General features: G+C 69.4%; 18 protein-coding genes. 14 read left to right on the top strand and 4 right to left on the bottom strand.

The genetic code is table 11. The features are described 5' to 3' along the window. Positions 1–223 precede the first annotated feature (223 nt). Positions 224–1,021 carry a hypothetical protein gene (locus D9V36_RS00085; RefSeq protein WP_129291840.1) on the bottom strand — a complete coding sequence of 266 codons (798 nt, stop codon included), beginning with the start codon at positions 1,019–1,021 and terminating at the stop codon, positions 224–226. Between the two features lie 772 nt (positions 1,022–1,793). After that, positions 1,794–2,003 carry a hypothetical protein gene (locus D9V36_RS00080; protein WP_129291839.1) on the bottom strand — a complete coding sequence of 70 codons (210 nt, stop codon included), beginning with the start codon at positions 2,001–2,003 and terminating at the stop codon, positions 1,794–1,796. 437 nt (positions 2,004–2,440) lie between these two features. Here D9V36_RS00080 and D9V36_RS00075 point away from each other — a divergent pair, with 437 nt between their 5' ends. From D9V36_RS00075 to D9V36_RS00065, 3 genes are read left to right on the top strand one after another with little or no spacing between them, the layout of a single operon-like run. After that, positions 2,441–5,719: a DnaB-like helicase C-terminal domain-containing protein gene (locus D9V36_RS00075; protein ID WP_129291838.1), complete on the top strand. Its 3,279-nt coding sequence runs from the start codon at positions 2,441–2,443 to the stop codon at positions 5,717–5,719. A gap of 2 nt (positions 5,720–5,721) precedes the next feature. Then, the gene (tpg, locus tag D9V36_RS00070; protein ID WP_129291837.1) at positions 5,722–6,315 is read left to right on the top strand and encodes a telomere-protecting terminal protein Tpg; all 594 of its coding nucleotides are present in this window, start codon (positions 5,722–5,724) and stop codon (positions 6,313–6,315) included. Between the two features lie 22 nt (positions 6,316–6,337). Then, positions 6,338–8,584, top strand: a complete 2,247-nt coding sequence (locus D9V36_RS00065) for a DEAD/DEAH box helicase (protein WP_129291836.1) — start codon at positions 6,338–6,340, stop codon at positions 8,582–8,584. Positions 8,585–9,348: 764 nt separating this feature from the next. On the opposite strand, the gene D9V36_RS00060 is transcribed toward D9V36_RS00065, so the two are convergent. After that, the gene (locus D9V36_RS00060) at positions 9,349–11,328 is read right to left on the bottom strand and encodes a hypothetical protein (protein WP_129291835.1); all 1,980 of its coding nucleotides are present in this window, start codon (positions 11,326–11,328) and stop codon (positions 9,349–9,351) included. Between the two features lie 418 nt (positions 11,329–11,746). Here D9V36_RS00060 and D9V36_RS00055 point away from each other — a divergent pair, with 418 nt between their 5' ends. From D9V36_RS00055 to D9V36_RS00040, 4 genes are all read left to right on the top strand, one after another. Then, complete coding sequence (locus D9V36_RS00055; RefSeq protein WP_129291834.1) at positions 11,747–13,579, top strand: hypothetical protein; 1,833 nt, start codon at positions 11,747–11,749, stop codon at positions 13,577–13,579. Positions 13,580–13,658: 79 nt separating this feature from the next. Continuing rightward, positions 13,659–13,970: a hypothetical protein gene (locus D9V36_RS00050; RefSeq protein ID WP_129291833.1), complete on the top strand. Its 312-nt coding sequence runs from the start codon at positions 13,659–13,661 to the stop codon at positions 13,968–13,970. 472 nt (positions 13,971–14,442) lie between these two features. Beyond that, positions 14,443–15,672: an IS110 family transposase gene (locus tag D9V36_RS00045; RefSeq protein WP_129291832.1), complete on the top strand. Its 1,230-nt coding sequence runs from the start codon at positions 14,443–14,445 to the stop codon at positions 15,670–15,672. 263 nt (positions 15,673–15,935) lie between these two features. Next, on the top strand, positions 15,936–16,262 hold the full coding sequence (locus tag D9V36_RS00040; protein ID WP_129291831.1) for a hypothetical protein: 327 nt from the start codon (positions 15,936–15,938) through the stop codon (positions 16,260–16,262). A gap of 360 nt (positions 16,263–16,622) precedes the next feature. On the opposite strand, the gene D9V36_RS00035 is transcribed toward D9V36_RS00040, so the two are convergent. Continuing rightward, positions 16,623–17,324, bottom strand: a complete 702-nt coding sequence (locus D9V36_RS00035; protein ID WP_129291830.1) for a hypothetical protein — start codon at positions 17,322–17,324, stop codon at positions 16,623–16,625. Positions 17,325–17,567: 243 nt separating this feature from the next. On the opposite strand from D9V36_RS00035, the gene D9V36_RS00030 reads away from it, so the two are divergent. The 7 genes from D9V36_RS00030 to D9V36_RS00005 all read left to right on the top strand — a co-directional run. After that, on the top strand, positions 17,568–18,512 hold the full coding sequence (locus D9V36_RS00030; RefSeq protein WP_129291829.1) for a hypothetical protein: 945 nt from the start codon (positions 17,568–17,570) through the stop codon (positions 18,510–18,512). A 230-nt stretch (positions 18,513–18,742) separates the two neighbouring features. After that, entirely contained in the window at positions 18,743–20,347 is a 1,605-nt protein-coding gene (locus D9V36_RS00025; protein WP_129291828.1) for a hypothetical protein, read from the top strand. Between the two features lie 508 nt (positions 20,348–20,855). Continuing rightward, on the top strand, positions 20,856–21,986 hold the full coding sequence (locus tag D9V36_RS00020; protein ID WP_129291827.1) for a hypothetical protein: 1,131 nt from the start codon (positions 20,856–20,858) through the stop codon (positions 21,984–21,986). Positions 21,987–22,191: 205 nt separating this feature from the next. Continuing rightward, complete coding sequence (locus D9V36_RS41590) at positions 22,192–22,482, top strand: hypothetical protein (RefSeq protein WP_241720614.1); 291 nt, start codon at positions 22,192–22,194, stop codon at positions 22,480–22,482. A 57-nt stretch (positions 22,483–22,539) separates the two neighbouring features. Continuing rightward, positions 22,540–23,163, top strand: a complete 624-nt coding sequence (locus D9V36_RS00015; protein WP_241720613.1) for a hypothetical protein — start codon at positions 22,540–22,542, stop codon at positions 23,161–23,163. A 202-nt stretch (positions 23,164–23,365) separates the two neighbouring features. Then, positions 23,366–23,617, top strand: coding sequence for a hypothetical protein (locus D9V36_RS00010; protein WP_129291826.1), 252 nt, complete (start codon positions 23,366–23,368; stop codon positions 23,615–23,617). Positions 23,618–23,621: 4 nt separating this feature from the next. Continuing rightward, positions 23,622–23,995 (top strand): toxin Doc (locus tag D9V36_RS00005; RefSeq protein WP_129291825.1); only part of this gene is annotated, 374 nt, incomplete at its 3' end.

Below are 23,995 nucleotides of genomic sequence, written 5' to 3'. Positions count from 1 at the left end.
CCGCCCCGCCCTCGAGCAGGCCAGGTCCCACTGACGCGGCCACACACGCCCTGCGTCGCATCCCTGGGGGACGCGCGCCCGCCGGCCGACGCCGTACGCAACGACTGGCTCATCGAAGTCCTCGCCCCACCCGCCGAGGTCTTCGACCGGGAGACCACCGATCAGGACGTGCTACTGCAACTGCGCATGTTGGTTGACGCGCTTACCACTACGGCTTCCATGCCTATCTCAAGTGTTGGCGGCCGTGCTGCTGTTGCTGGGACTGGAGAGACTCGAACTGCGCATCGGGCAGCGAACGCGCACGTCCCGGGCCGCGGGGAGCCCGCAGACGCCCGTCGGCGGCAATCTGACGGGCCAGGTCCATAAGGCGCTGAAAGGTACCGCCCCGTGGCTCCGGCGCCTGGCGCGAGGCGTCGGCCATGACGGCGAGATCGATCTCCGAAGCGGCATCACCCAGGATCGACCGCACGTGGTCACCGGAGACGGCGAACGATGTCCGCAACTGCGATGCGACCTCTTCGACTTGCGGCCACAGTTGCTCAAGAGTGCGATCGACCTGCTGCACCACCGCATCCCACGAGGCCCCAGGTACCCCCGCCGGAACGGCGCCGCGGACCATCGTGAACCCTCGAGCAGCGAGCTGCTCCTCCGCGCGCTCCCGATTCTGGCGGCCTCGGGTCACTCCCGCCAGTCTGTGGGGATCAGGAAGACCTGACCTGTCGAGATACTGGCGCACAGCAGCATCACCGGCCGCGTTCATATGAGCGATTCCCTCAAGCCATGGAATGCGGCTCTGCGCGAAATCAGTGGTCCCGGAGTAGCCGATGCCGCCGGGAACGTCGGCGACTTGATAGATGCGCGTCTCGGTGATGTTGAAGCCCCACACGGCTCCGATCACGGCATGCGCAGCCTGGGTGATGGCCGTTATTTCGATCGTCTGCTCATCGGTTAGCCCGGGGTAGGTGGTGTTGGTTGCGGGAGGACGGCTGGCCTCCCCCGGTACGGGTGAGGGCGTGCTCATGGGCTTTCGTTCCCCTCGGTCGTATTTGCATGGTTCAGAGCTTGCCGGTGGCCACCCTCCGAGCCGGTGCCTGCCCCGAAGTGCCTGACTCTTGGGGTGCCAGGCGCAGACGGCGTCGACCTCAGTACCCGGGCCCAATGCCCGTGGTGCTCGTGTACGTGGGAGACCCAGCCGTGGCGCATTTTGTTTCCGTTGCGCGTAGTGACGTAGTCCCGTGAGTAGCCCTTGACCGGGCACGTCGTCGTGATGGCCCCGTCATCGGGGACCAGGCCGAGGGCCGTGCAGTTGGTTCCCGGACCGTTGCGGAGCCTCTTCACGAGCTTGCTGGCGCAGCCGTACGAGCCGACGGCGAACGCTGGCCCTGCGAGTGCGACGGAGCCGCCTGCCAGGAGACCCTTGGACAGGATGACCGCAGTCGCGCGGCGCCCGAGCTTATGAGCCATCAAGTCTCCTGTGTTGGAGGGCAGTCGCAGGTGAGCGCCGACGTACGCCAGGCTTGCCAGCGCCATCGCGGCAGGCAACGGCTGATCCCGTGCCTGGGGCGACAGTTGCGGGCGCTCCCGCCGGATGCACCGATGACTGCGCCTGAACGCCCATCAGACGGGACGGACGCACATGTACGCGTCCGCATTCGCGGTGGCGCAGTCGGCCGACCGTCGCCCTGCTGGTCTGCGTCCTCGCACACACTCGTCGTCGGATTACGCGCGCGGGTGCGCGGCTCGTGCAGCGTGGGAGCAGCGGCTGACGTCCGCCGGGCGAGTGCGCGGGCCGGCTACTCCTGGGGACCGCGGGAGCTACGGGCGGCGTCGAGGGCGAGGAGGTAGCGGTTGCCGTCGCGTGTTTGGACGGTAATGGCATCCTCGCGCGGGGTGTCAGCGGTGGCAACCACGAAAGCGGGGTGGTTGAGGATCGCCGCAGCGATCGCCTCCGTCAGTACGGGCTCGGGCAGGAGGTCGTCGGTGGTCGGGGCGGCGTCCTGCAAGGTGAGAGTGAAGTTTCCGCCGGCTGTGGTGGTGAAGGTGACGACGTCGTCGCCGGGCTCGGCGTCGGCGCTGGTGAGATGCGGGCTCTCTGCTTTCTCCGAGGTGATCTACCAAGCTTCCCGGGAAGCCCTTCGCGGGCGCAGTACTAATCCATCCTGCGCCCTTTAACGCAAGTTGTCCTGCTTTATTGGCAGTTGGGTTGGTTTGAGTATACGCAGACGGGGCCCTGCGTCGATGTTGAAGCCCACCGGCCGAGCTATCGCTTCCGGCCGCAGCGGACTCCCGAACGCCTGCGTCCGAGAAGTTGTAGCTACTTTCCTCACTGCTCTTGATGCGCCAAATCCCATACTGCGAGCCGGATTTCAATGTTCTGTAGCCGATTCCCTTACAGAACCTGCTAGCGTGTCCTTACAAGACTTCGCTGGAGGGATGGGACATGTCCGCCAAGAACGTGGCCGGCTCGAGGGATGACCGGCCGCTGCTCGTTGAGGAGGTCCGCGACGAGTGGAAGGACCGGGTGGAGGCAGCGAAGCAGGGGCAGGCCACGTGGATAGAGAACGACGGGCACCGTGCAGTGCTGGGACCGCTGAAGTGGCTGGGGGACCAGCGCGATGAACTGCTGGCCGGGACCGACATGATCTCGGTGAGCGAGGCCCGCGCCCAGCTCGGCACGCTGGTACGCACGGCCGCTCAGGGAGCCCGGCACGTGGTCAAGCGCTACAAGACCCCGATGGCCGTCCTGCTTGCCGACATCCCTGACACCCAGGCCGCCCCCACCCCCAAGGCACCGGAGGCGACGGCAAGAGCCCGCCGAACGCTCGTCACGGCAGGTGAGGTACTGGACGCCCCGGCCCCCGCCGCTTTGAGGTTCGGCGTGGACGCCCTCGATGCGGCCGTACGCCCTTTGACCGGCGGACGGCTGGTACTGGTGGCCGGTGCCCCGGGAGCGGGCGCGAACGTGCTGGTCAGGTCAGCGGCACAGGCGGCCGTTCTCACGGAAGGACGGTCGGTGCTCTACGCCGCGTCCGGAATCACCCGCCAGAACCTGCTCACGCAGATGGTGGCCGCCCACGCCGGCATCAACTACCACAGGCTCAGCGCCGACCCCGACTCCCTGCCGCCGGCTCAGCGCACTGCGGCGCAGCAGACCGCCGCACTGCTGCGACCGGCGCCGCTGTACATCGACGACGGCTCGGGTCTGGATGCCGAAGCCATCGTCGAGAGCGCCCCCCAGGTACCGGACCTGGCGCTGATCGTCGTCGACCAGCTCTTCCACCGGCCCCGGCCGCATCTGCCGCTGTCCGGCCAGACACTGCCAGGCGCTGTGCGCACCCTCGCGCAGGCAGCGGCCACTCTGCAGGTTCCGGTGCTGTGCGCCTTCGACGGCGACGACGCGCTGGTTCGGGCACTGGATGCGGATGTGACCCTGATGCTGTCGCGGGAGGGCAACAGGGTCGACGTCACGGTGGGGGAGCGGGACTTCGGCATGATGACGTCGGTGCGCCTGAGCATCGACCCCGCCCGCGTTCGTTTCCTCGACGCCCCCGGGCCAGCCGACGGACCACACGGCGGCGCCCCCGAGCACCTGCCGTCGCAGACGCCAGAGCCCCCGCCGATCGACGAAGCCGCCTCGGCGCTCCCTGCTGTGGCCGAAGCCCCAGCTGTTCCGGAGCCGCGTGTGGAGGCCGCTGCGGCGCCGCAGGCTCCCGCGTCCCTCCAGCCTGCACACGAGACGGCGTCCCGGCCCGGGGCTTGGCCCACCGGAGCCAGCCGCCCCAAGACCCCCACGGCTGCACCGCCACCCACCCCGGCTGCCACCACCCCGCCCGCCGAGGGCACCCGTGCCGCCGATGTCATCGACGATGTGCCCGACGCGGACCGCGCCGACGCCGCGGAAATCGGCAAGCGGGGCACCAACAGCTTCGAGTGGGGCCCCTTCGTCGTCCTGGACGGCCACGGCATGGCTCACCTGGCCGATGGGCCCGCCATCCCCTGCCCGGCCACGACGGTCAGCGAGCTCGCCGCCTGGGCCGTCGAACAACCCCTGGGAACACCGGCACTGGAGAACGGCCGCGCCGGAGACCCGCTGGTGGTGCTGATGCCCGAGGCCGTCGAACGCCTGGGCCTGCCCACCACCGACCACCCCGAGTTCCGCTCCCTGCCCCACGATCACCCCGTCATGGCCGAGCTGCTCGCCGACGGCTGGGAGATGCCCCAACGCGGCGGACGGCCCTCCTTCAACGCCTGGGCCCGCGTCTACCGACCTTACGCACCCGGACAGCGCCGCCGCTCGGTCCAGATCGCCATCACCTCCTGGGGCGCCCTCAGCCCCTCCTACGGCTGGCCGCTGCCCCTCAACCCCAAGACCCGCGAACCGGAGTTCACCACCCACGAGGCGGTGGCGTTCCTGGCCACCTACTCCCGCCGGGTGACCACCCCGGTCAGCGCCAACGCCGCCACCGGCCTGGCACTCATGGAGAACCTGCGCCCCCGCACCACCGGCTACAACCCCAAGACGAAGAAGAAGGAGCCGACCTGGCGCAAGGCCGCACTGCACCTTCCAGTGGACGCCGCCCCCTGCGAGGTACCTCCCGAGCACCCCCTCGCCCGCGGACGCGACCGCGACGATCCCTCCCAGGCCATGGTGGAGGAGGCACTGCGCTACTGGCGCCATCCCACCGCCGAGGAACGTCAGCTGAAATACGTCGTCCCGTTCGATGTCAACGTGGCCTTCGGAGCGGGCGCCAATGGCACCGTGGTGGGCACCTGCGCCCCCTACTACCTCGAGAACGTCCCCTTCGACCCGAAGCTTCCCGGCAGCTGGCTGTACGACCTCTCTGGCGTCCACCTTGAGGTCTCCGACGTCAACCTCGACGACCTCCTGCCCAGCCCCTTCACCCCCAACGGCCTCCGCCCCACCGGACCAAGCTGGTACGAGACCCGCACCATCAACTACGCCATCGAGCGGGGCTTCACCCCCCACCCCACCCAGGCGAACGTACGGCCCAACGACGCCCAGGCCAAGGCCCTGCGCCTGACCCCACACCCACCGCCGCAGCTGGACGAAAAGCAGAACCGGCAGCTACCCAAGGACCCGCCGCCACCCTTCGGCAACCTCCCCTACGCCGACCCCTGGTACCAGGTACTGCGCAACGCGTTCCTGGAGACCTACCAGGAACTCGGCGTCGAAGAGCACATGGACACCGAGGCATTCCTGGCCCAGATGGCCCAGTTCTCCGAACCAGCCTTCCGAGCCGAGAACATGACCGAACTACGCGTCCTGTCAGCGATCAAGCAGACCTTCAAGGGCACCATCGGCAAGCTGCGCGAACGCAACCACAACGTCAGCCCCAAGGACCCCCACGCCCGCTGGCACGCCCTGGACCGGCCGATGTGGCGGCCCGACCACCGCGCCGCCTACCTCTCCCGCTACCGCACTGTCATGCACCGCAAGATCATGGCCACCTACGCCGCCACCGGGAAGACGCCGCTGGCCGTGTCGACCGACTGCCTGTGGTACGCCTCCGAAACCGGCGACATCCGCGAATTCGTGGGCCACAAGGGCGGCTTCACGCTGGGCTGCAACCCCGGCTACGTCAAGCCCGAACCCGTCCACGAAATGCAGTGGTACGTGCACTGGGCCGACCAGGACAAAGACCCCACCACCCAGATGAAGAAACTCCTTCCCGACTCTGACCTTGGCGGAGGCGAATAGCCATGGCCGGCGCCCTTGAAGCACGTGTCATCGACGCTCTCGACGACCTCCGCGACCAGGTCCACCGCGACCTGCAGCGCTCTGCCCGCCGCACGCTGCCCGCACGGCTGCACACCCCGAACAGTCAGGTCGCCTACCTCCACCGCCGCCTGGGCCGCAGCACCGGCAAGACCGCCGAACTCCTCGGCGTCCACCCCGAGACGATCCGCCGCTACCTGCGCGGCCAGCGCAAGAACCCACCCCCCGCCTTCGCCGCATCCCTGGCAGCAGAGATCCGCCGCCTCTACCAGCCACGGATCACCGGAGCCCAGATCGACGCCCGGATCAACCAGCACGGCCTGTACACCAAAGTCCGCGCCCAGTTCGGCTTCTACGGCCTCAACGGCACCAAAAGCGACGACCCGCGCGAGCGGTGGCTGAACGAAAAGCTCACCCCCGCCACCACCGCCGCCCTGCTCCAGGCCCGCGCCGCCGCCGACGAGAGCACCGCGCGCGACCTCCTCAGCCGCGGCATCGCCGAGGCCTACTTCCGCTTCGAGCACAGCGGCATGGACGCGGAGATGACCTACGTCGCGTTCGTCAAGTTCGAATTCTGACCCCGCCCCGCGAAGGACCAGCGTGTTCACCCCACCCGCCACCAAGCGCAAGACCCTCAAGCCCCACCAGAAGACCGCGGTCAACGCCGGAGTCCACGCCGTCCGCTACGGCGGCCGCGCCACCATCGTCTCCCCCTGCGGCACCGGCAAGACCCTCATGGCCGCCCGCATCTGCGAAGAACTGGCCCGCACGCGCCGTGCCCTGCGCCGCCTGGTCCTGGTGCCCACCCTCGACCTCCTGGTACAAATCCTCGACGACTTCCGCGCCGACAGCCGCAACCTGGGCGACGTCTACGCGGTCTGCAGCCGCCACCCAGCCCTCGATGCCCGCGGCATCCCCCACACCACCGACGCCGCCACCTTCGTCGAACTCCTCGCCGACAGCGACCACCACACCGTCTTCGCCACCTACGCCTCCCTGGTCGAAGACGAAAAGCAGTCCGGCGCAATCATCACCGCGCACAACTCCGCGGCCCTCCCCGAATGGGACCTGATCATCTGCGACGAGGCACACCGCACCTCGGGAAGCCTCGCCAAGACCTGGGCCGTCGTTCACGACAACATCCAGGTCCCCGCCCGCCGCCGCCTCTACTTCACCGCCACTCCCCGCATCTGGACCACCGACCGCACCTACGCCGAAGGCCTCGACCTCGCCGGCACCGGCCCCGAACCCGAGCTCGTCGCCTCCATGCTGGACGAGGACATCTTCGGACCCACCGTCTTCTCCATGATGCTCAGCCAAGCCGTCGCCGAAGGCCTGGCCCGCGACTACCGCATCGTCCTGGTCAACGTCGACCACCCCACTCTCCAGCCGGCCCTGCGCCGCACCCGCAACGCCACCGCGAACGACCCGCTCGCCCTGCTCAGCCTGGCCACGGCACTGCTGAAGACCTGCGCCCACCATCACATCCAGCGCATGATCACCTTCCACAGGACGATCAAGGACTCCGACGCCTTCATCGCCAAGCTGGTCGAGACCGCACACGCCCTCACCGACACCCTCACCGACACCCCCGACGGCCCCCGCCCCCTGTGCCCTCCCTCCCTGTGGGCACGCAGCGTCCACCAGGAAACCCCCGACCGCCACGACGTCCTGAACGCCTTCCGCGGCAACCACCTGCTCGCCGCACTGATGATCCTGGCCAACGCCCGTCTCCTGGGCGAAGGCGTCGACGTCCCCACCGTCGACGGGCTGTGCTTCGCCGCGCCCAAGGGCAGCGTCGTCGACATCGTCCAGGCCCTTGGCCGCGCTGTGCGCCTGCACCCCACCAGCACCGACAAGGCAACCCTTCTCGTTCCCGTCTACCTCGCCCCCGGAGAGGACCACAAAGACCTGCTCCAGACCGACGCCTTCCGCCCGCTCTACGAGGTCCTCTCCGCCCTGCGCGCCCACGACCTGCGCATCGCCGACCGGCTGCCCACCACCGCACTCACCTCACCCGCCCCCCACAAGCCGGCCGAGGCCCCGGGGAACAAGCCCTCCGCGCCCGAGGCTGTCGACGAGCCCTCCGCGCCGCTGCCCCCTGCCGACTCCGGCCGGCCGCCCTTCGGCCCTGCGGCAGGCGACATCCCCGAGATCATCGGCACCGACGGTCAGCGCATCACCGCCGAAGAACTCGACCGCGTCATGCAGCTGCGGGTCGTCAACCCCACCGGCGTCACCGAGGCGTGGATGGACATGGCCATCGAAGCCTCGCGCTACCACGACCGCCACGGCCACCTCGCCGTCACCCCGGTCCAAGCCGCCGAACTGGACACCAACCCCCACCGCGTCGACCTCTACACCTGGCTGTCCAACCAGCGCACCGCCAAACGCCGCGGCGAGTTGACCCCCTTTCAGATCAAGTTCCTCGACAGCCACGGCATGCAGTGGGATCCCCGCAAGGACAACGAGGACGCCTTCATCACCTACGCCGAGGAATGCGCCCGAACCGAAGGCGGCCTCGCCGTCACCTCCGGCTACAAGGCCCCCGACGGACACCACTTCGGACGACTACTCGCCAACCACCGCTACCGCGCCAACGACCGCAAGGGCAACGCCTACATCATCCAGGAACTCTCCCGCATCGACCCCTACTGGAACCCCGGCTGGGACCTGACCTGGCAGCGCTACTACCAAAAAGCAGCCCTGCGCCACACCCAAGACGAACCCCTCACCCAACGCGGCGACTCCAGCGCCTACCGCCGATGGCTCAAGGACCCGCAACCCCGCGTTCCGCAGCAGCACACCCTGCTCCAGCAGATCGGCCTGCCCCCCGACAGCGCCTGACACGGCAGGGCGCAGGCGTCCGACGGCGCCTGCCGTGCCACTGCGTGGTGGAGCAACAGGCACCCGGAGAACAGCCCTCAGACCGTCGCCCTGCTGAGCCGAAGGGGCGGGGAGCGTCCGACCAGCGCGGGGCTCGGCATGCGGATGAACGACGAAACCCCTGGCAACGCCAGGGGTTTCAGGGGGAGCAGAAGGTGTATCAGCCGCGACCTCCGTTCGGGCAAGCGCAGATGTGAGCCGGCGCAATCAGCCCCCGCAGAGACCATCCGACGGTCGCTGCAGCGATGCGCGGAAAGCCCGGCTCGGAACATGCCCCTCCCTGGCACGGCTCACCCGGGAATGGCGCGATGAGGCGGGGCGTGGCGGTAGCTGACCTGCAGATTCTCAGAGCGTTTTGTCCGCCGAGCTGAAATCGGCCCGAGCGGTTGTGCTGTATCGGAGCATGCTCGCCCGGAGAGGGGAGCGGGGCAACCCACCCGAGGGGACCCGCCCGGACACACCTGAGCCGTCAGCCGTCCTGCACCCAACAGGACACCGCGCCCGGCCCGGGCGGCCATCTGCGCCCGAGCCGTCCCGTACCAGGCGCACCGGCCGGCAGACAGTCCCGTCCTCGCCATATCGACTGCAAAACCGCCGCCACACTCCCAACATCAAAGGAACCGACACGGGCTGGCGTATGCGAATCGAAGCCACGGTCCGACGCGAGGCTGGCGCCGGGAGCCTCGCAGCACCCAGCCCGAGGCCGAGCACAAGGCAGCTGCCGATCAGCGACCCGCCGGTGCCGGAATGCAGAGGTCAAGCCGAGTCGCGATCTTGCGTACGAAGTCGGCACCCTCCGCGGTGAACTGGCCAGGGGCCTGCAGAACCGAGTACACCTGGCAGCCCACGTCGTCGATGAGGTGCTGGAGCAGGACGAGGAAGCCGGGGCCCTCGCGCCAGGCCGCATCCTCGGCGCTCACACGCCATTGCCGCAGCCGCCCGGACTCGACCGCTTCCCATACCGGCTGCCACGCCGCCTTCCCGCGACGCGGCACACGTCCGTGGAGGACGTCGTTGAGCCGCTCCGGCGGCATCGACCGGTAGGCGTCGAGGGGCGGCAGGCGGTCCTTGAGCGCCTCCAGCCACAGCATCACCCACACCCAACTCGCCTCGACACGCCCTTCGTCCGGCGAGGGCAGGCCGAGCAGCTGACGGCAGACCTCCCAGGCGACGTCGTTGACGATGAACCGCGGATCGTCGAGCATCTGGTGGCTGACTTCGATCCACCCGGTCGGCATCCGACAAGCGCTGACGAAGTGCCGCGCCCGCGACAGCAGGATCGCATTGGGCCACCCCTCGATTTCGGCCGGTTCCTCCGGGCGCGGAGGATGCTCCTGGGCGCGGATGAACAGCACCCCCAGAACGGCTTTGCTCATGCGGGCACCCGCAGTGCGCGCCCACAGCTCGTCGGGGGAGTCGAACCCGAGGATCTCATCCTCCGCACTGGGCATCCGGCGGGCCGGCAGGACCTCGAAGAGAGCGCGAGGTGTGTCGTGGGTGAAATCCAGAGGGATCAGCCAGACGGCCGCGGCATCCCGTTCCTGGTGGGAGAACGCCGCCACCGGTTCAAGATGTGCTCCGGCCGTGATCCGCAGGTGGTCCCCCGACTCGCTGGACCAGGGCATCTCCCGCAACAGGCCGTCCCGCTCAGCGATCACCGAGACCACGCCGTTCCTCCCCTCGCGCAGCTGCGCGGCGGTGTCGGGATCGAGCTGCCCGGGGTCGACGAGCGCGAAAAGGTCTCCGCCACGAGCCGAGATACCCCAGCCCACGACGTCCTCATGACGCTCCAGTGCAGCGCACACGACCTCTTGGAGCAGATCGCGGCCAAGGACATGCTCAGCCTCCCGCCCCCCAGCGGTACCGGCGTTCGCTGTCCCTGAAACGTTGTCTCGCTCTACCCTGATGCCAAATTCGCTGCAGTCGCCCGCCGACAGGTCTCCTGCGCTCCCGGCAACCGGATCGCGCTCGGGTTCGCCTGCTTTGGCGGTGCTGGGTTCGAGGGGGAGGGACAGTGGCCTGCCGGCTGCGTCGACCACTGCCGGGCGGCGGTCGCGGCTCAGCCGCAGCCGCAGCTCCTGGTCTCCCCACAGTGCCGGGCGCCGCAGGAGCGACGACAGATACGCCGCCGAGGCCCCCAGCTCATCTTCGTCCTGGTCCTGGTAGTTGAGCTCGTCTTGCGTCCACTCGTCCGGCCCGGTCAACAGCAGCCGCGACCGCGCCGGCACGTCCGCCTCAAGCGCTTTGAGCACCGCCGCCCACGCCTTCTCAGGGACGGGGGACAGGACGATCCGACCTTCACGCCCCGCTTGCCGCAGCACCAGCCGCTGCCGCTTGTAGTGGAAGCGAAGCCCCGGCACGCCGTACGACGCCCTGACCTGGCTGTCATGACGCACCAGCACGGCCAGCAGATCGGTCAGTGCCGACGGATCCACCCGAAGCTCCAGCTCATGCGGCCGTGGAGTGACATGGTGCAAACCGAATCGCCCGGCGCGGGAGAGTGAAGCTGGCACGATGCCACCGAAGGCACGCACCCACCGCGCGAAGACCTGCGCCTCGAACTGCATCTGTCCGGCTGTGGCGGCCGGCGGAATCACAGGCGCCTGTTCCGTGCACGCTGCCAGTTCCCCCTTGGCGGTGGCGTAGGGCTCGTTCGTGTACTGACAGCGCAGCCGCGCCCGCGATTTGAAGACGTCGTTCGCCACGTGAAGTCCTTCCGCTGCAGCATCCGGCCCTGCGCAGCGAAGGAATCAGGGAGAAGAGACGAACGGTCGTCTGTCACGAAGTCCTGTGTGCTGCTACTCGGCGTGGCCGTGCCCCGTTTTGCCGCGCTTGGTGCGTCGCCCGGGCCGGGCGGGGACGCGTACGGCAAGGCTCTCGATAGCCCAGCGCACAGATTCCCATGCGCGCTCCGGTCCCTGCAACGCCCCTTGCCTGATGGCCTGTCGACCTGTACAGGCCCTGGCCGATCCTTCTTGAGGTCCTCACCGGACGGGCGACGTCCATGGCAACCGGCAGCGGCCACCCGCCACGCCTCTCCAGCAGCCTGTGTGGACCCCTGCCCACTGGCCGGAACCTCCCGGATCCGCATGCGTCCCCCTCCAGGGCCAGTACGGTTTCCCAGTGACCGACCGGAACACCGACACCCCGCCTCCTACCTCCACTGTCGCCGCGCGCAGCGTGGTTGGCCCCCGTTCCCCCGCGGAGCATGACACCGGCGCCGAGCAGCGCCTGCTGCGGGACCTGAAAGCGGCCGCGGCAGGTCCCAGCAACAGACCGTTGTTGCGGCCTCTGGGCGGACTGGGCACGTACGAGGGCGAGTTCGTCGTCGACCTGGATGCCACGCTGTGCGGCAAGGACGTCCGCACCGCCCGCGATGTCCTCAAGCGCGCCGACGCCTACGGCGTTCGCCTCCACGACCTCACCAGCCCCCTCGACCTCACCACGGCACAAACCCTCACCTACCTCGGCCGCCTGGTGCGCGCGGGACTGCTGACCGGCCCCAAGGGCACCCGCAGCGCCCCCGACCAGTGGGGCCACCGCGACTACCGGACATGGCACCTGACCCCTGCCGGCCAGGTGCTCGCCTTCGCCTCGGGGCGCAAGCCCTCGACCCGCCGCCGCGCGGACGCCCTGGTAGCCAAGGTGGTCAAAGCAGCAACCGAGATCAACGCCAACCCGGACGCCACACTCTGGTGGGTCCAGGAGATCCGAGCCGTCGGCGCCATCGCAGACCCTGCGACGGACCCGCTACTCCACGTCGATCTCGCCGTTCGGCTGCGACCGCGCCTGTCCGACCCCCGCGAGCAAGCCAAGGCCGAACAGCGCATGCACGACGCGGCCGAGGACCGAGGCGAGCGGGCCGGCGTGCGGGACATGGGCGGCTACGGCCACTGGAAGACCCGACTGGCACTCGCCGGACGCAGCAAGGTCCTCCGCCTGTTCGCCCCATACAAGGACACCGAAGGACCGGTGCTCTTCAAGGAAGAACGTGACCTGACCCTCCAGGCCAAGACCACCGCCCCCTACGTGAAGCCGGCCGAGCCCGAGCCGTTGCCCCGCTGCTCCTGGTGCCGCCGGGACCTGCCCAGCCAACGGGTGGCCCGACCCGGGCAGGAGTTCAGCACCTCACCGATCGGACTGTGCGAGACCTGCCTGGTCCTGGGCGGGGCCGCGGATAGCTCGGAGTACCGCTGGTGGGGAGCCGCCCGGTGGATGCCCCGGGAGACGACGGCCGTGCTCGCACGCGCACCGCACCACGATCAGGGGTGCGCGCTGTGCGGCCGGACCGCCTGCGAGCCGCGCCTCTGGTGGCCCGACCCGGATGAGGAAAACCGGGTCATCACCCACCTCCAACTGTGCGACATCTGCCCGGGACTGCTGGAGTTGGTCGACACTCCCGAACGCGAGGCGTGGTGGGCCAGCCGCTTCCACACCGCGTGCCGAACCGGAATGCACGCCCGCCTCCGCCAGGAAGCCCAGTTGCCCCAGCCCGCCGCCACCACGAAGGCAAAGCCACCTCGACCAGCCCGACTCACCGACGCTCACCGGCAAATGCTGGACGAGATCCGACGCTCCGGCATCATGGACCCGGTCGACTTCGCCCGCGACGCCCGGGACGAGGACATCCCCCGCCGACGCTCGTCATGGTGGGAGGCCCGCATCGGCCACCTCCTCGACCACCACCTCGTCACACTCATCACCAACCCGCCCGGCACACGCCCCACGACCAGGGTGCGCATCCTCGAAGACGACGAACGACAGCTCCGCCGGCGCCTTCACGACCTCCACGTGCCCGGCCCGGCATGGGACGGCCAGCGCGTGAGCGAGCCGGAGCCGCCCGAAGGGTGGGACGCCCTCAACGCCGAGCTGACCGCCCTGACAACCGCACGCGATGAACAAGCCCACCAGCTACGTGCCCGGGTCCGGTCACACGCCACGACCGTCTCACCCTGACGAAAGCAGCTGCACCAGCATTGCCGCACACGCCCACCCACAGGCCCGGACGGACCACCGAACCAAGAACGGAACACGCATGCTGCGCTACCGGGTAGGAGACCGCGTCCGCATCCTCGACGACAGCGGACACTGGCATGGCACCACCGCGACCATCACCGCCACCTCCGCCGTCCATCTCTTGGAAGGATGCTCCGTCCCCGACGGCGTCTGGAGCGTCTTCGACTACAAGATCCGCCCCGACTGCTGCGGCGCGGACTGCACGATCGACCTGCTCAACGAAGACGCCCTTGAAGCCGCCGACGCCGACGCCCAAAAGTCCAACGTGCTGCTGCCGATCGACCCGGGTGACACCATCCCGATCGCCGAGGAGATCGGCCTCGCAGCCTAATCCGTAGTTAGCGGCGGTCCCCCGGGACCAAGGTTCCTGGGGATTGTTCGAGCGCCGGGCCGTGACATCTGCCTACAGCTGGGCACGTGATGCCTTCCCGTAGATCGCGTGCGCGGTCCTGGTGCTCAGGGTGGTGGCGGTCGCGTGGGCGCCGGACGGAGGCCTTCTCGCAGCCAGGCATAGATGCCTTTGCTCAGAGCGGCAGCGTCCGGCGTCCTCGTGGCCGCCACCACCATCAGCGGTAGTCGCTCGTTGATCTTCGTGGTACGAGCCCGCCGCGCGGTGACCTCTCGAATTGCCCGAGCCATTTGAGCTCCTGCATAGACCGAGGCCCGTGGGGTGAGCTGGTGCCACGAACTGCTACTGAGGTGTCGGCCCGGCCCGTTGTGGTTGAGGCCTGGGATTAGGTCGCTGCGTGGCCCGCATGCGCTCGTGACCAGCGCAAACACCCGCGCCCTGGGGAGGGAAAAACTTGATCTACTGCGGAATCGACTGGGCGGAACGGCATCACGACGTCGCCTTAGTCGACGACTCGGGCCAACTGCTGGCCAAGCGACGCATCAGCGACGACGCAGCCGGCTATCAGTCGCTGTTGGACCTGCTCGCCGAGCACGGCGACACCGAGGACGCCCCGATCCCGGTGGCGATCGAGACGTCCCGGGGCCTGCTGGTGGCGGTGTTGCGGACCGGCAAGCGCCAGGTCTTCGCGATCAACCCGATGGCCGCCGCCCGCTACCGCGATCGGCACAGCGTCTCGCGCAAGAAGTCCGACCATGGCGACGCTCTCGTCCTCGCGAACGTGCTCCGGACCGACATGCACGCCCACAGGGCCCTGCCGAACGACTCGGACCTGGCCCGAGCCATCGCTGTCCTCGCCCGCGCTCAGCAGGACGCGATTTGGAACCGGCAGCAGCTTTCCAACCAACTCCGCTCGCTCCTGCGCGAGTACTACCCCGCAGCGCTGGACGCCTTCTCTACCTGGACGAACGGCCTGTGCCGGCCCGAGGCCCGGGAACTCATGAAGACCGCCCCCACCCCCGCCAGGGCCGCCCGGCTGACCCGCACGCAGATCCAGGCCGCGCTCAAGCGCGCCGGCCGCAAGCGCGGCATTGAGGCCGAGGCTGTGCGGCTACGTGAGGTCTTCCGCGCCGACTGGGCCCATCAGCCGCCGCTGGTCGAGGACGCGCTCGGCAAGCAAATGCTCGCCCTGTTGGGGCAGCTGGACGCCGCCTGCACCGCCGCCGACGACCTGGCCAAGGCGGTGGATGAGGCTTTCCCTCAGCACCCGGACGCTGACATCCTGCTCAGCTTCCCTGGACTCGGTGTCCAGCTCGGCGCCCGGGTGCTCGCCGAGATCGGAGACGACCGCACACGGTTCGCCGACGCCCGCGGCCTGAAGGCCTACGCCGGCTCCTCACCCATCACCAGAGCCTCCGGGAAGAAGTCGTCCATCACCCGACGCTGGGTGAAAAACGACCGCCTCAACCACGCCGGCTATCTCTGGGCCTTCTCCGCGATCACTGCCTCACCCGGCGCCAATGCCCACTACCGGCGACGCCGAGACGACCACGGAGACTGGCACGCATCCGCCCAGAGGAACCTGTTTAATCGCATGCTGGGCCAGCTCTACCACTGCCTCCAGCAGCGGAAGCTGTTCGATGAGGACGCAGCCTTCCCCGTCGCACTCGCGGTCGCCGCTTGACGAGTTAACTCCCTGAGGTGTCTGAGCGATGCCCGTGCCCGTCACTGTCGCCGGCGTGCCAACGGCCCATGCCGCGGGAAGGGGCCGGTCGTAGCCCGCCGCACACCCACCCGGCGAACGCCGGGCTCGGGCACGTCAGACCGAGCTGAAGGGCGACAAGCGGCCGTGCCACCCCCCTCCGAAACCTCAAACGGCCATGGAGGCCCGACCGCAGGAGGACGAACCCCAGACCAACTGCTGTGGGGCGACACTACGATTGCGGCATGAGCGTCGACGTCGTCACCGATGGCACCGATCCGGACCGCCGGGTGCGCCTGACCCAACTGTCGTGGCGTGCAGAGCTCTTGGTGGAGATCGAGGAGATTGCCTGCCGGATCGAGGGCCGGGCGTACCAGGGCTCCGGCCCAGAGGTGGCACAGGCACGCGCGGCTGCCGAGAAGCTGAAGGAACTCGCCGACCTGCACACGGAGGACGACCTGGGCGACCCGGCCGCGGTGACGGAACTGCGGGCTGCCCTCGCCACGGCGATCGCGCTCGTGCAGGCCCTCGAAAGCCGGGGCACGCCCAGCGAGAATCCCGCGCAGACCTGAGGACCCGAAGAGACTGCCGCTCACTCTCTACCGCTGAGCAGTCGTGGACCACCGCCGGGAGTATGAGTACCCCCATGCTCCGCCCACGGCAGCAGCCAGCCAGGTCCAGGGAGAGGGCTCGGCCCCCGCCACCGCGCACACCACGACGGTGAGCAGGCCAGCGACGAGAGCTGGGATGCCAGCAAAACCTAGCCGATGCGGACGGTCAATGGTCGCCATCCACCTACTCTCGCAGATTGAACCTCTCGCCACGGGAAAACGACTGCCCGACCAAGGCAGCGGCCCACGACGGCCGCACCCTCCGAACACGCACGTACAACGCCGCCGCCTACGCCACAGACGGCGACCACCGGAGCTACGTCAACGCCCCTGCGTCGGCCATTCGACGTCGTACGGCCCCGGCTCGAAAGCAGCTGCCACGGTGCGCACAGCATCCATGAGCCATTCGACACCAGTAGCGGTGCGGTCTGTGCAGGCTTGCTCGATGCCGGTCAGGAGGACTCCGACGGCGCTGAGAGCGCTGTGCCGGACCACCACCCACCGCTGCTCCCCGTCTGATGTCCGGGGGAGGGGGAAGACGCCGTCGCGGGTGCGCAGCGACCGGCCCTGCCGGCCAAGGGCGCGCACTGCCGAGGCGGCGGGCATGGCCAGATAGCCGCCGCCGTGCTCTGCCACATGCTGATCCAGCTGGTCGCGTGGCGATGCGCCCACCGGCACGGCACAGGCACCCAGCAGCCGTTGGGAGGGGATGGAGGTCAGTGCCGCGAGAGACCGACATGCCTCGGCCAGCTCCTCAGCTGCTGCCTGCCCACCGGTCTCACACAGCACAGCTGCGCCTGCAAGGACGCGCCCTATGACGCCTCCCGCAGGGAACAGCACCACCGGCTCTTCCGCTCTGGTCGGCCCCTGGTGCGGCATCACACCGAGATCCTGGCCACGCAGGCCCTCGCGCACACGGTTCCAGGAAGCGACGTCGAGATTGCAACTGTCTGCAACGTCGCGCAGCAGATCAGCCGCAGACCGTACCTCGATGCCACGCACAGCATCCTCAGCCGCCCCCATACCTATCCCCTCCGAGCGCCGCCTGCGACTTGGTAACACCGTATTCGAAAGCCGCGATGCGGTTGCCGCCCTGTATCGTCGTGGTGGCGCACTTCGCTGGTGCGCGCCGCGGCCGGGCCCACCTCCGGCCGAGGGTGAACCGAGCGGCCGCTGGGATGCGAACGTAACTGGTCGTACCGGTATGTCCTTGACGCCTCGTACGTTCTCTGGCGGCTGCTGTGGTGGGACGGCATCGCGAGGGATGTGCAGGAGTTCGTCATGGCACAGTCGAAGAAGAAGGCCAGAATCAGCCACCAGCAGCAGATCGCCCGTGCGTTGAACCGGGTGTCCGGTTGCGGCTACCAGGAGGCGTTGCGGCGGGTTGCCGAAGCCGCGCGCAAGGGCTTGCTTCCCGCTGAATTGGACAATGCCGGCCGACAGCAGGCGGTTGAGATCCTGCTCGCCGCCGACGCGTCCGACCTGAAAACGCCCCTCGCGCCGTTGCCCTTGGCGGCGCTGGCCCCGTGGGCCGAGCGCGCCCGGGCAGTGCTCGGCCGCTTCACGCCGCTGCTCAGCGCCGATCTGGTCGCGCAGGACGAGGAGGATGACGCGCGCGCCGAGTTCGTGTCGTACTGCGAGGAGACCGAGCACGACGATCTCGCCTCAGCATGGCTGTACCTGGGCGCCGGGTGCATCGCAGCGTTCGACCATGGCCGGGGTCTGGAGAGTGCCGCGCAGCGGCGGACCTCCCTGGACCGTCTTGAGCAGCAGGTCCAGGAGCACTGGCGGGACATGGTCGGCGCGGTCGACTTCACCGACGGCTTCACCACCGCCGAAGAGGTCTTCCAGCGGGACGTCTGGGACCTGCCCACCATGGCGATTCTGGCCGGTGTGCCGGTGGAGACGCTGCCCGTGACCCTGCGGGCGTGGGCCAGGGCCTGCGGCAGCGTGGCGGCGGGCGATGCGGGGCGCGCGCTGGGCGCCTTCGACCCGGCCCGCGAGCACCGTTTCGCCTCCGACCTCGCGCAGATTCTGGTCTCCACGATGCTGCGCGCCCTCAAGACGGACTTCACGCTGCCCGAACTGGTTGACTACTCACGTGAGTTCGCCGAGGCGCTGGCCAGCCACCACGTCCGGGCCGGTAGCGGCCCGGACGCCGATGATCCTGCCGCGGCGCATTCCACACCTGCTGCCGGACAGGAGGGGTGAGCCGTGGCCCAGTCCTTTCCCCCGATCTCCGCCCAGGGCCTCGACGCCCTGGGCGGAGACCTGCCCGCGCTCGCCGCGATCCGCGTCGCCCTGACCGGTGGGGGCGGCGGAAAGTACCACGTCCCCGACCCCGACCTACGGCGCCGCTACGCCTACGGCGCCGCTACGCCTACGGCGGCTGCCGGTACGCCGGGCCTGCGGCAAACGCCGCCACCTACCCGCTGCTCGACGTGTTCGGCCAAATCTGCAAGAAGTGCTCCGTCACCCTGCCGGACGCACAGGACGCCCTATGGCGGGCGACCGCGTTCGCCGCCGCCCAGGCGGCAGCACTCCAGCGCGCACATGCGGACACGACGGTGCGCACCTGGCTCGGCTACGCCCGCTACACGGCCCAGCAGCAGCCCGGGGAGGAGGAGCAGTTCGACACCTGGCTCAAACGGGCACGCACGGACCGCAAGCTCGCCAAGGACACCCGGACACTGTCGGAAGCCCGCAAGCACCTGGCCGCCGACTTCGCCGAGTTCCTGGCCAGCTACGCCGCCGACTGCCCCGAGGTGGACGCCTACAACGGTGCCCAGGACGCGGTGCACCGCACGGCCGGCAGCCAGGAGCGCCGCGAGCTGGACGAAGTGACGGCCGCCGTCGCAGGGAAGTCCACCCGGCCGCGTCAGCGGTACGAGCTGCAGCCGAAAGTCGATGTGTGGCCGTTGGTGAGCGGAGTATGGCTCGCGGCCCGCTCGCGCGGGATCGGCGCCGCACAAACAGCCGGGCTGGTCCAGGACGCCGTCTCCCGGGAGCTGGCCGGGGCGCGAGTCGTGGACGTCACCCGCCTCCCGGCGCCACAGACCCCGGGCGAGGGGCACGAAAGCCCGTCGGCCTGGTCGGACGCCGAGCTGGCGTTGTGGTGGCCGCGCGCGGTCGCCGATGCCTGCGCGCGGCTGGAGGCGCAGTTCGAAGCCGAGTCGGCGCACACGCAGGCGCGACTGCTGCTCGTCCACGACTGGCCACTCACGAACTCCCGTGATGCGCCCATCTCCTACCTCGCCGCCTCCCCGGTGCTCGGCCCGCTGGTCCCCTTCGGCTATCGGCGCCGCGACTACTTCAGCGACATCGGCGATGCCACCGGCCCCTCCTACTCGGCGGTCATTGCCGCGCCCGGGAACATCGTCGCCAAGCTGGAGAAGGAGCAGGCCGCCCAAGGCGGCCACTACCCACCCCGGTTCGTGGCCGGCGGCCCCGTCACGGGCCGCCGTCGAGCTGACCAGACGGCAGCCCTCAAGCTGCTGCGCACCGCCTTCCCCGTCCTGCCCTCGGACGCCGACAGCGCCCCGGACACCGTGCCGGCGGCCGTCGAGGAGCAGCGCCGCGCCCGCGGCGAGGCGAGCCACCGGCTCCAGCCCGGCGACAACGGCGAGCGGGCTTCCCGGATCGCGGCCGCGCTCAGCGACGGCTACGGCTGCTGGATCCCGGGCGGGAGCGAGGAGACCGCGTTCCTCAAGGAGCTGCGGACCTGGCTGAGCTGGCAGGTACTGCGGCTGGACATGTGGTGCGGACCCGAGGGCGCCGAAGGCTGCTGGGCAAGCCTGTACGGAACCCTCGACGAGGTCGGCGAGGGGGCGTTGGCGCTCAAGCCCGGCGGGCGTCACCGACCGGTTCGGATCCCGATCAGCCGAGTTGTCGCCCTGGTCGGCGCGCCCCGCTGGGACCGGGACCATCCCCACCGGGGCGCCCCGCTGTGGAAGCCCTACGAGCCTGTCCCCGCCATCGACGCAGCCACCACCGGTGCGCCACTGCGCCGCATACGTGTCCTGCCCGCCCCAGGCCAGAAGGAGTGACACAGCCGCACCGGCAGCCCGGTTGAGCGGGGCCGCCGTCTCGGACCAGAGCGCCGACGGCGGCGCCTTCCGGTCCGAGACGGCGCGGACATAGAAGGAGCCGGTCTCCCCGAACCGCACAACTGGCGCTCCTGGCGAACACAGGGGTGGGCGACAGACCCTTCCGGATGGCGGGCCACTGGCCGCGATCCGTCTCCCAGACCTCGACACGCTGCGCTGCTCCGCAGCCTCATTCGAACGTGAATCGAGTGCAGGCGCTTCAATCGAAGCGCCTGCTGCCGACGGCGCGGCATCTGGGAGGGCTGACGCTGACGACGGTGTCCAGAGCGCCTCCAGATGAGGCAGAACCGATGCCACACCACCCGCGGTGCACCCAGCGCGCGGAGTCAACCACCGCCCCGCTTACGGTCGTTCATCACTGCCTCCTCGCTTCCCCAATGCCGTTGCCGTGACTACGCGCACCGAGGAAACTCCTGTCTGTAGCCCACCGCACCGTCAGGAGCACCCGTTGCACACCTCCACCACCGACCTCTCCACCGTCCAACTGGACCGGACACAGCAACAGCTCCTGCGAACCATCGCCCGGCCGTATTTCCAGACGGGCCGGTGGCCGACGTGGGACTACGTCCTCCACGTCCATGAGCAGTGCTATCCCCAAGACGCCGACGAACTCCTGGCCAACCTCCCCCACGTGGGCAGGATGTGGGGCGGAACGGCGCACTACGGCTTCACCAGCCTCGTCGGGAAGAAGCCCGATCCCGACGACACCGTCGCCCTGACGATCGCGGCCGCTCTGCACCTGCCGGAACTCCAGCACAACTTCGCCGGCCCGTTCCTCCGGGTCCTGCACCACATGGCAGGCCTCCAGGACTCGGTCCTGCCCGACCCCGACGAGGTGACACAGGCGTACCTGGACAGCCGCGAGCTGGCGCGGGCCATCCCGACCCTGGACCAAGGCTTCATCGACACCAGGCTCGCCGACATCCTGGACGGCGAACCTGTCACCCAGAGCCCCGAGTGGGGCAGCCCGCCGACCAAGCAAGGCTGGCGGCGCAGCATCACCCGCGAGGTACGCCGCTTCCGTCACGCAAAGGACCTATCGGACTACGTGTCGAAGACGTGCGAGCTGGTCCGCGCACGCAACGAGCAGCGCGCCGCGCACACCGAGCGGGCTCGAACCTCGCGCGCCCCTGCTGCTGGCTTCCCGGCCCAGGCGAGCAGGCCCGAATCGACCCCCTACATCAGCCAGCAACTCATCGAGGAACTGAAGGAGGCCGGCCAGGAGTCCCGGTGGAAAGTCGACAAGCTGCTCGCCTTGCTCACGGAACTGAACGCGAACTACGCAGCCGGCCACCCCTACTCATGCATCGCCCTGATCCGAGCCGTCATAGACCACGTGCCATCCGTCTTCGGCCAAAAGTCGTTCAAGGCGGTGATCAGCTCCGTCACGATGGGCCGGACCGACAAGGCCTACCTGACGGCACTTGAATCATGCCGTCTCCCTGGCGACGACGTGATGCACCGACAGGCCGGAACCACCGCCTCCCGCATCGACATGGCCATCGTGCCCCCGGCATCCCACGTCAGGGCACTGCTAGATCAGACGATCACCGCCCTGCAGACCGCCAAGACCACGTGATAGCCGAAGCCGGAACACCCCCAAGCGGAACCTGCGCAACGAGCTGCCCGCACCCGGCCAGCGGCCTTCCGGATCCGCGCGGCAGGCCCGATCCACCGAAGGGCGCATGCCGCAGACGCCGTGCGCCCTGTCCCGCACCCCACAACCAGCCATAGCGTCGACGACGTACCGGCCTGGCCCGGGGCCCGAAGAAGGGGAGAGCAGCATGGAGCGACGCAGAATACTGACCACGACAGTCGCCCTGTCCGCCGCGGCCCTCGCATCGACACCGCCAGCGGCGGCGGCCCCGCCGCGCAGCGTCCCGCTGTCCGCCGGTGACGTCGCCGCAGCCCGCCGACTGTTCGCCGCCGGCGCCTACAGCCACCTGGACCAAGCGCTGCCGCTGCTGCTGGCCGATACGCAACGCAGCGTGGAGGCAGACCCCACCGGCGCCGCCCGGGTCGCCGCGGTGTGGGCGCTCGCCTCCCAACTCGCCGTCAAGCAAGGCCGCATCTAAGCCGCCAGCCTCCACGCGCGACGAGCCACCGCCGCAGCGCGCCGTTCGGGCGACGCAGTGGTGCTCGCCGCCGCGGCCCGCGCGGCCGCGACCCCGCTGCGCCGCACCCGGGAGGCCCTGGACCTGCTGGAGGAGGCACAGAGCCACCTGACGGCCATCTCCCGGCCCGCCGCAGCGGAGCTGGACGCGGTGGGTATGGTCGCGCTGACCGCCGCCTACACCGCCGCCTACACCGCCGCCCAGGCCCAACACCCAGCCCTCGCACGCAACTTCGCCGCCCAAGCCGAACAGACCGCCCACCGCCTAGCCCACGCCCCCGACACAACCAACCGGCCCGCGGAGCTGTCGGCACAGCAGTGCACGCTGTACCGGATCGGGATCGACCGCGAGCTCGGCGACCTCGACACAGCACTCGCCTACGCCGCCGCACTGGAGCCAGCCACACTGCCCACACCCGAACGCCGAGCCCGCGCCGCGACCGACACCGCCCGCGCCCTCCTGGCCGCCGACGATGCAGCCGGCGCCTTCGCCCAGCTCCGCCTCGTCAAACTCGTCGCGCCCCTTGAGGCCCGCCGCCCCTCCGTTCGAACCCTGACCGCCCGGATCGCCGAACACCGGCCTGACCTGCCGGGCCTCGCCGAATACACCCGCCGGACCGCCACCCCGGGGCCCTACCGCTGATCCGCCGCGCCTCGCGTTCACTGGCTTTGGGGCCGGTGGGGCCTGGTCGTGGGGCGCACTGCTGCGCCAGCGTGATCCTGTGGCTGTCCGCCGGGGTCTCGCGCGCCGGTGGCGCCGAGACGATCAAGCCCTAGGTACCGATCTGAACCAGCTCTGAGCTGGAACTATTGCCGATGTGGTACCAGAGCCCTACCGTAGGAGCATGTCAGCTCTTAACGTCGACTTCAGCGACGAGGACCTGCAAGCTCTGAGAGAGATCGCCAAGGAGTGCGGTGTCTCGATGAAGGATCTTGTGCGGAGCGCAGCCTCCGACACAATCGCCCGCCATCGCGCCCTGAAGGCGGGCGCCCAAGAGTTCCAGCGCGTCTTCCATGATCCGGACCTGAGCGCGGCCATCGCAGCTGCCGGCATCGACGACGGGCCGGCCACCGGCAGGAAGGAAAAGGCCGCCTAACCACATGGGCCCCATCCTCCACATCGACGTGCGCTGGCTCCTGCAACAGCACGAGCAGGCACTTCCCGATCAGCCGATCGTCTCCGACTTCTCCGCGCTGGTCGCCGCCGTCGCCCGTCACCGCGTCGACCCACCACGTCTCGGCGTCACCTCCGACCCTGCTTGGCGCGCAGCCGCGCTGCTCGAGACCCTCCTGCTACTCAAGCCGCTCCCAGCGCACAACCTCCGATTCGCCTGCGCGATCGCCCTCGCCTACATGCACGCCTCCGGCGAGGGCATCGACCCGCCCTATGGAGACCTGGTCACTCTGGCTCAAGCCCTGACGGCCGGAGAGATCGACATCTTTGGGGCCGCTGATCAGATCCGAACCTGGCGAAT

The organism is Streptomyces lydicus (assembly GCF_004125265.1).
Classification (GTDB): Bacteria; Actinomycetota; Actinomycetes; order Streptomycetales; family Streptomycetaceae; genus Streptomyces; species Streptomyces lydicus_C.
Note: the sequence above shows the minus strand (reverse complement) of the source record. Positions and strands in the feature narration are given on the sequence as shown.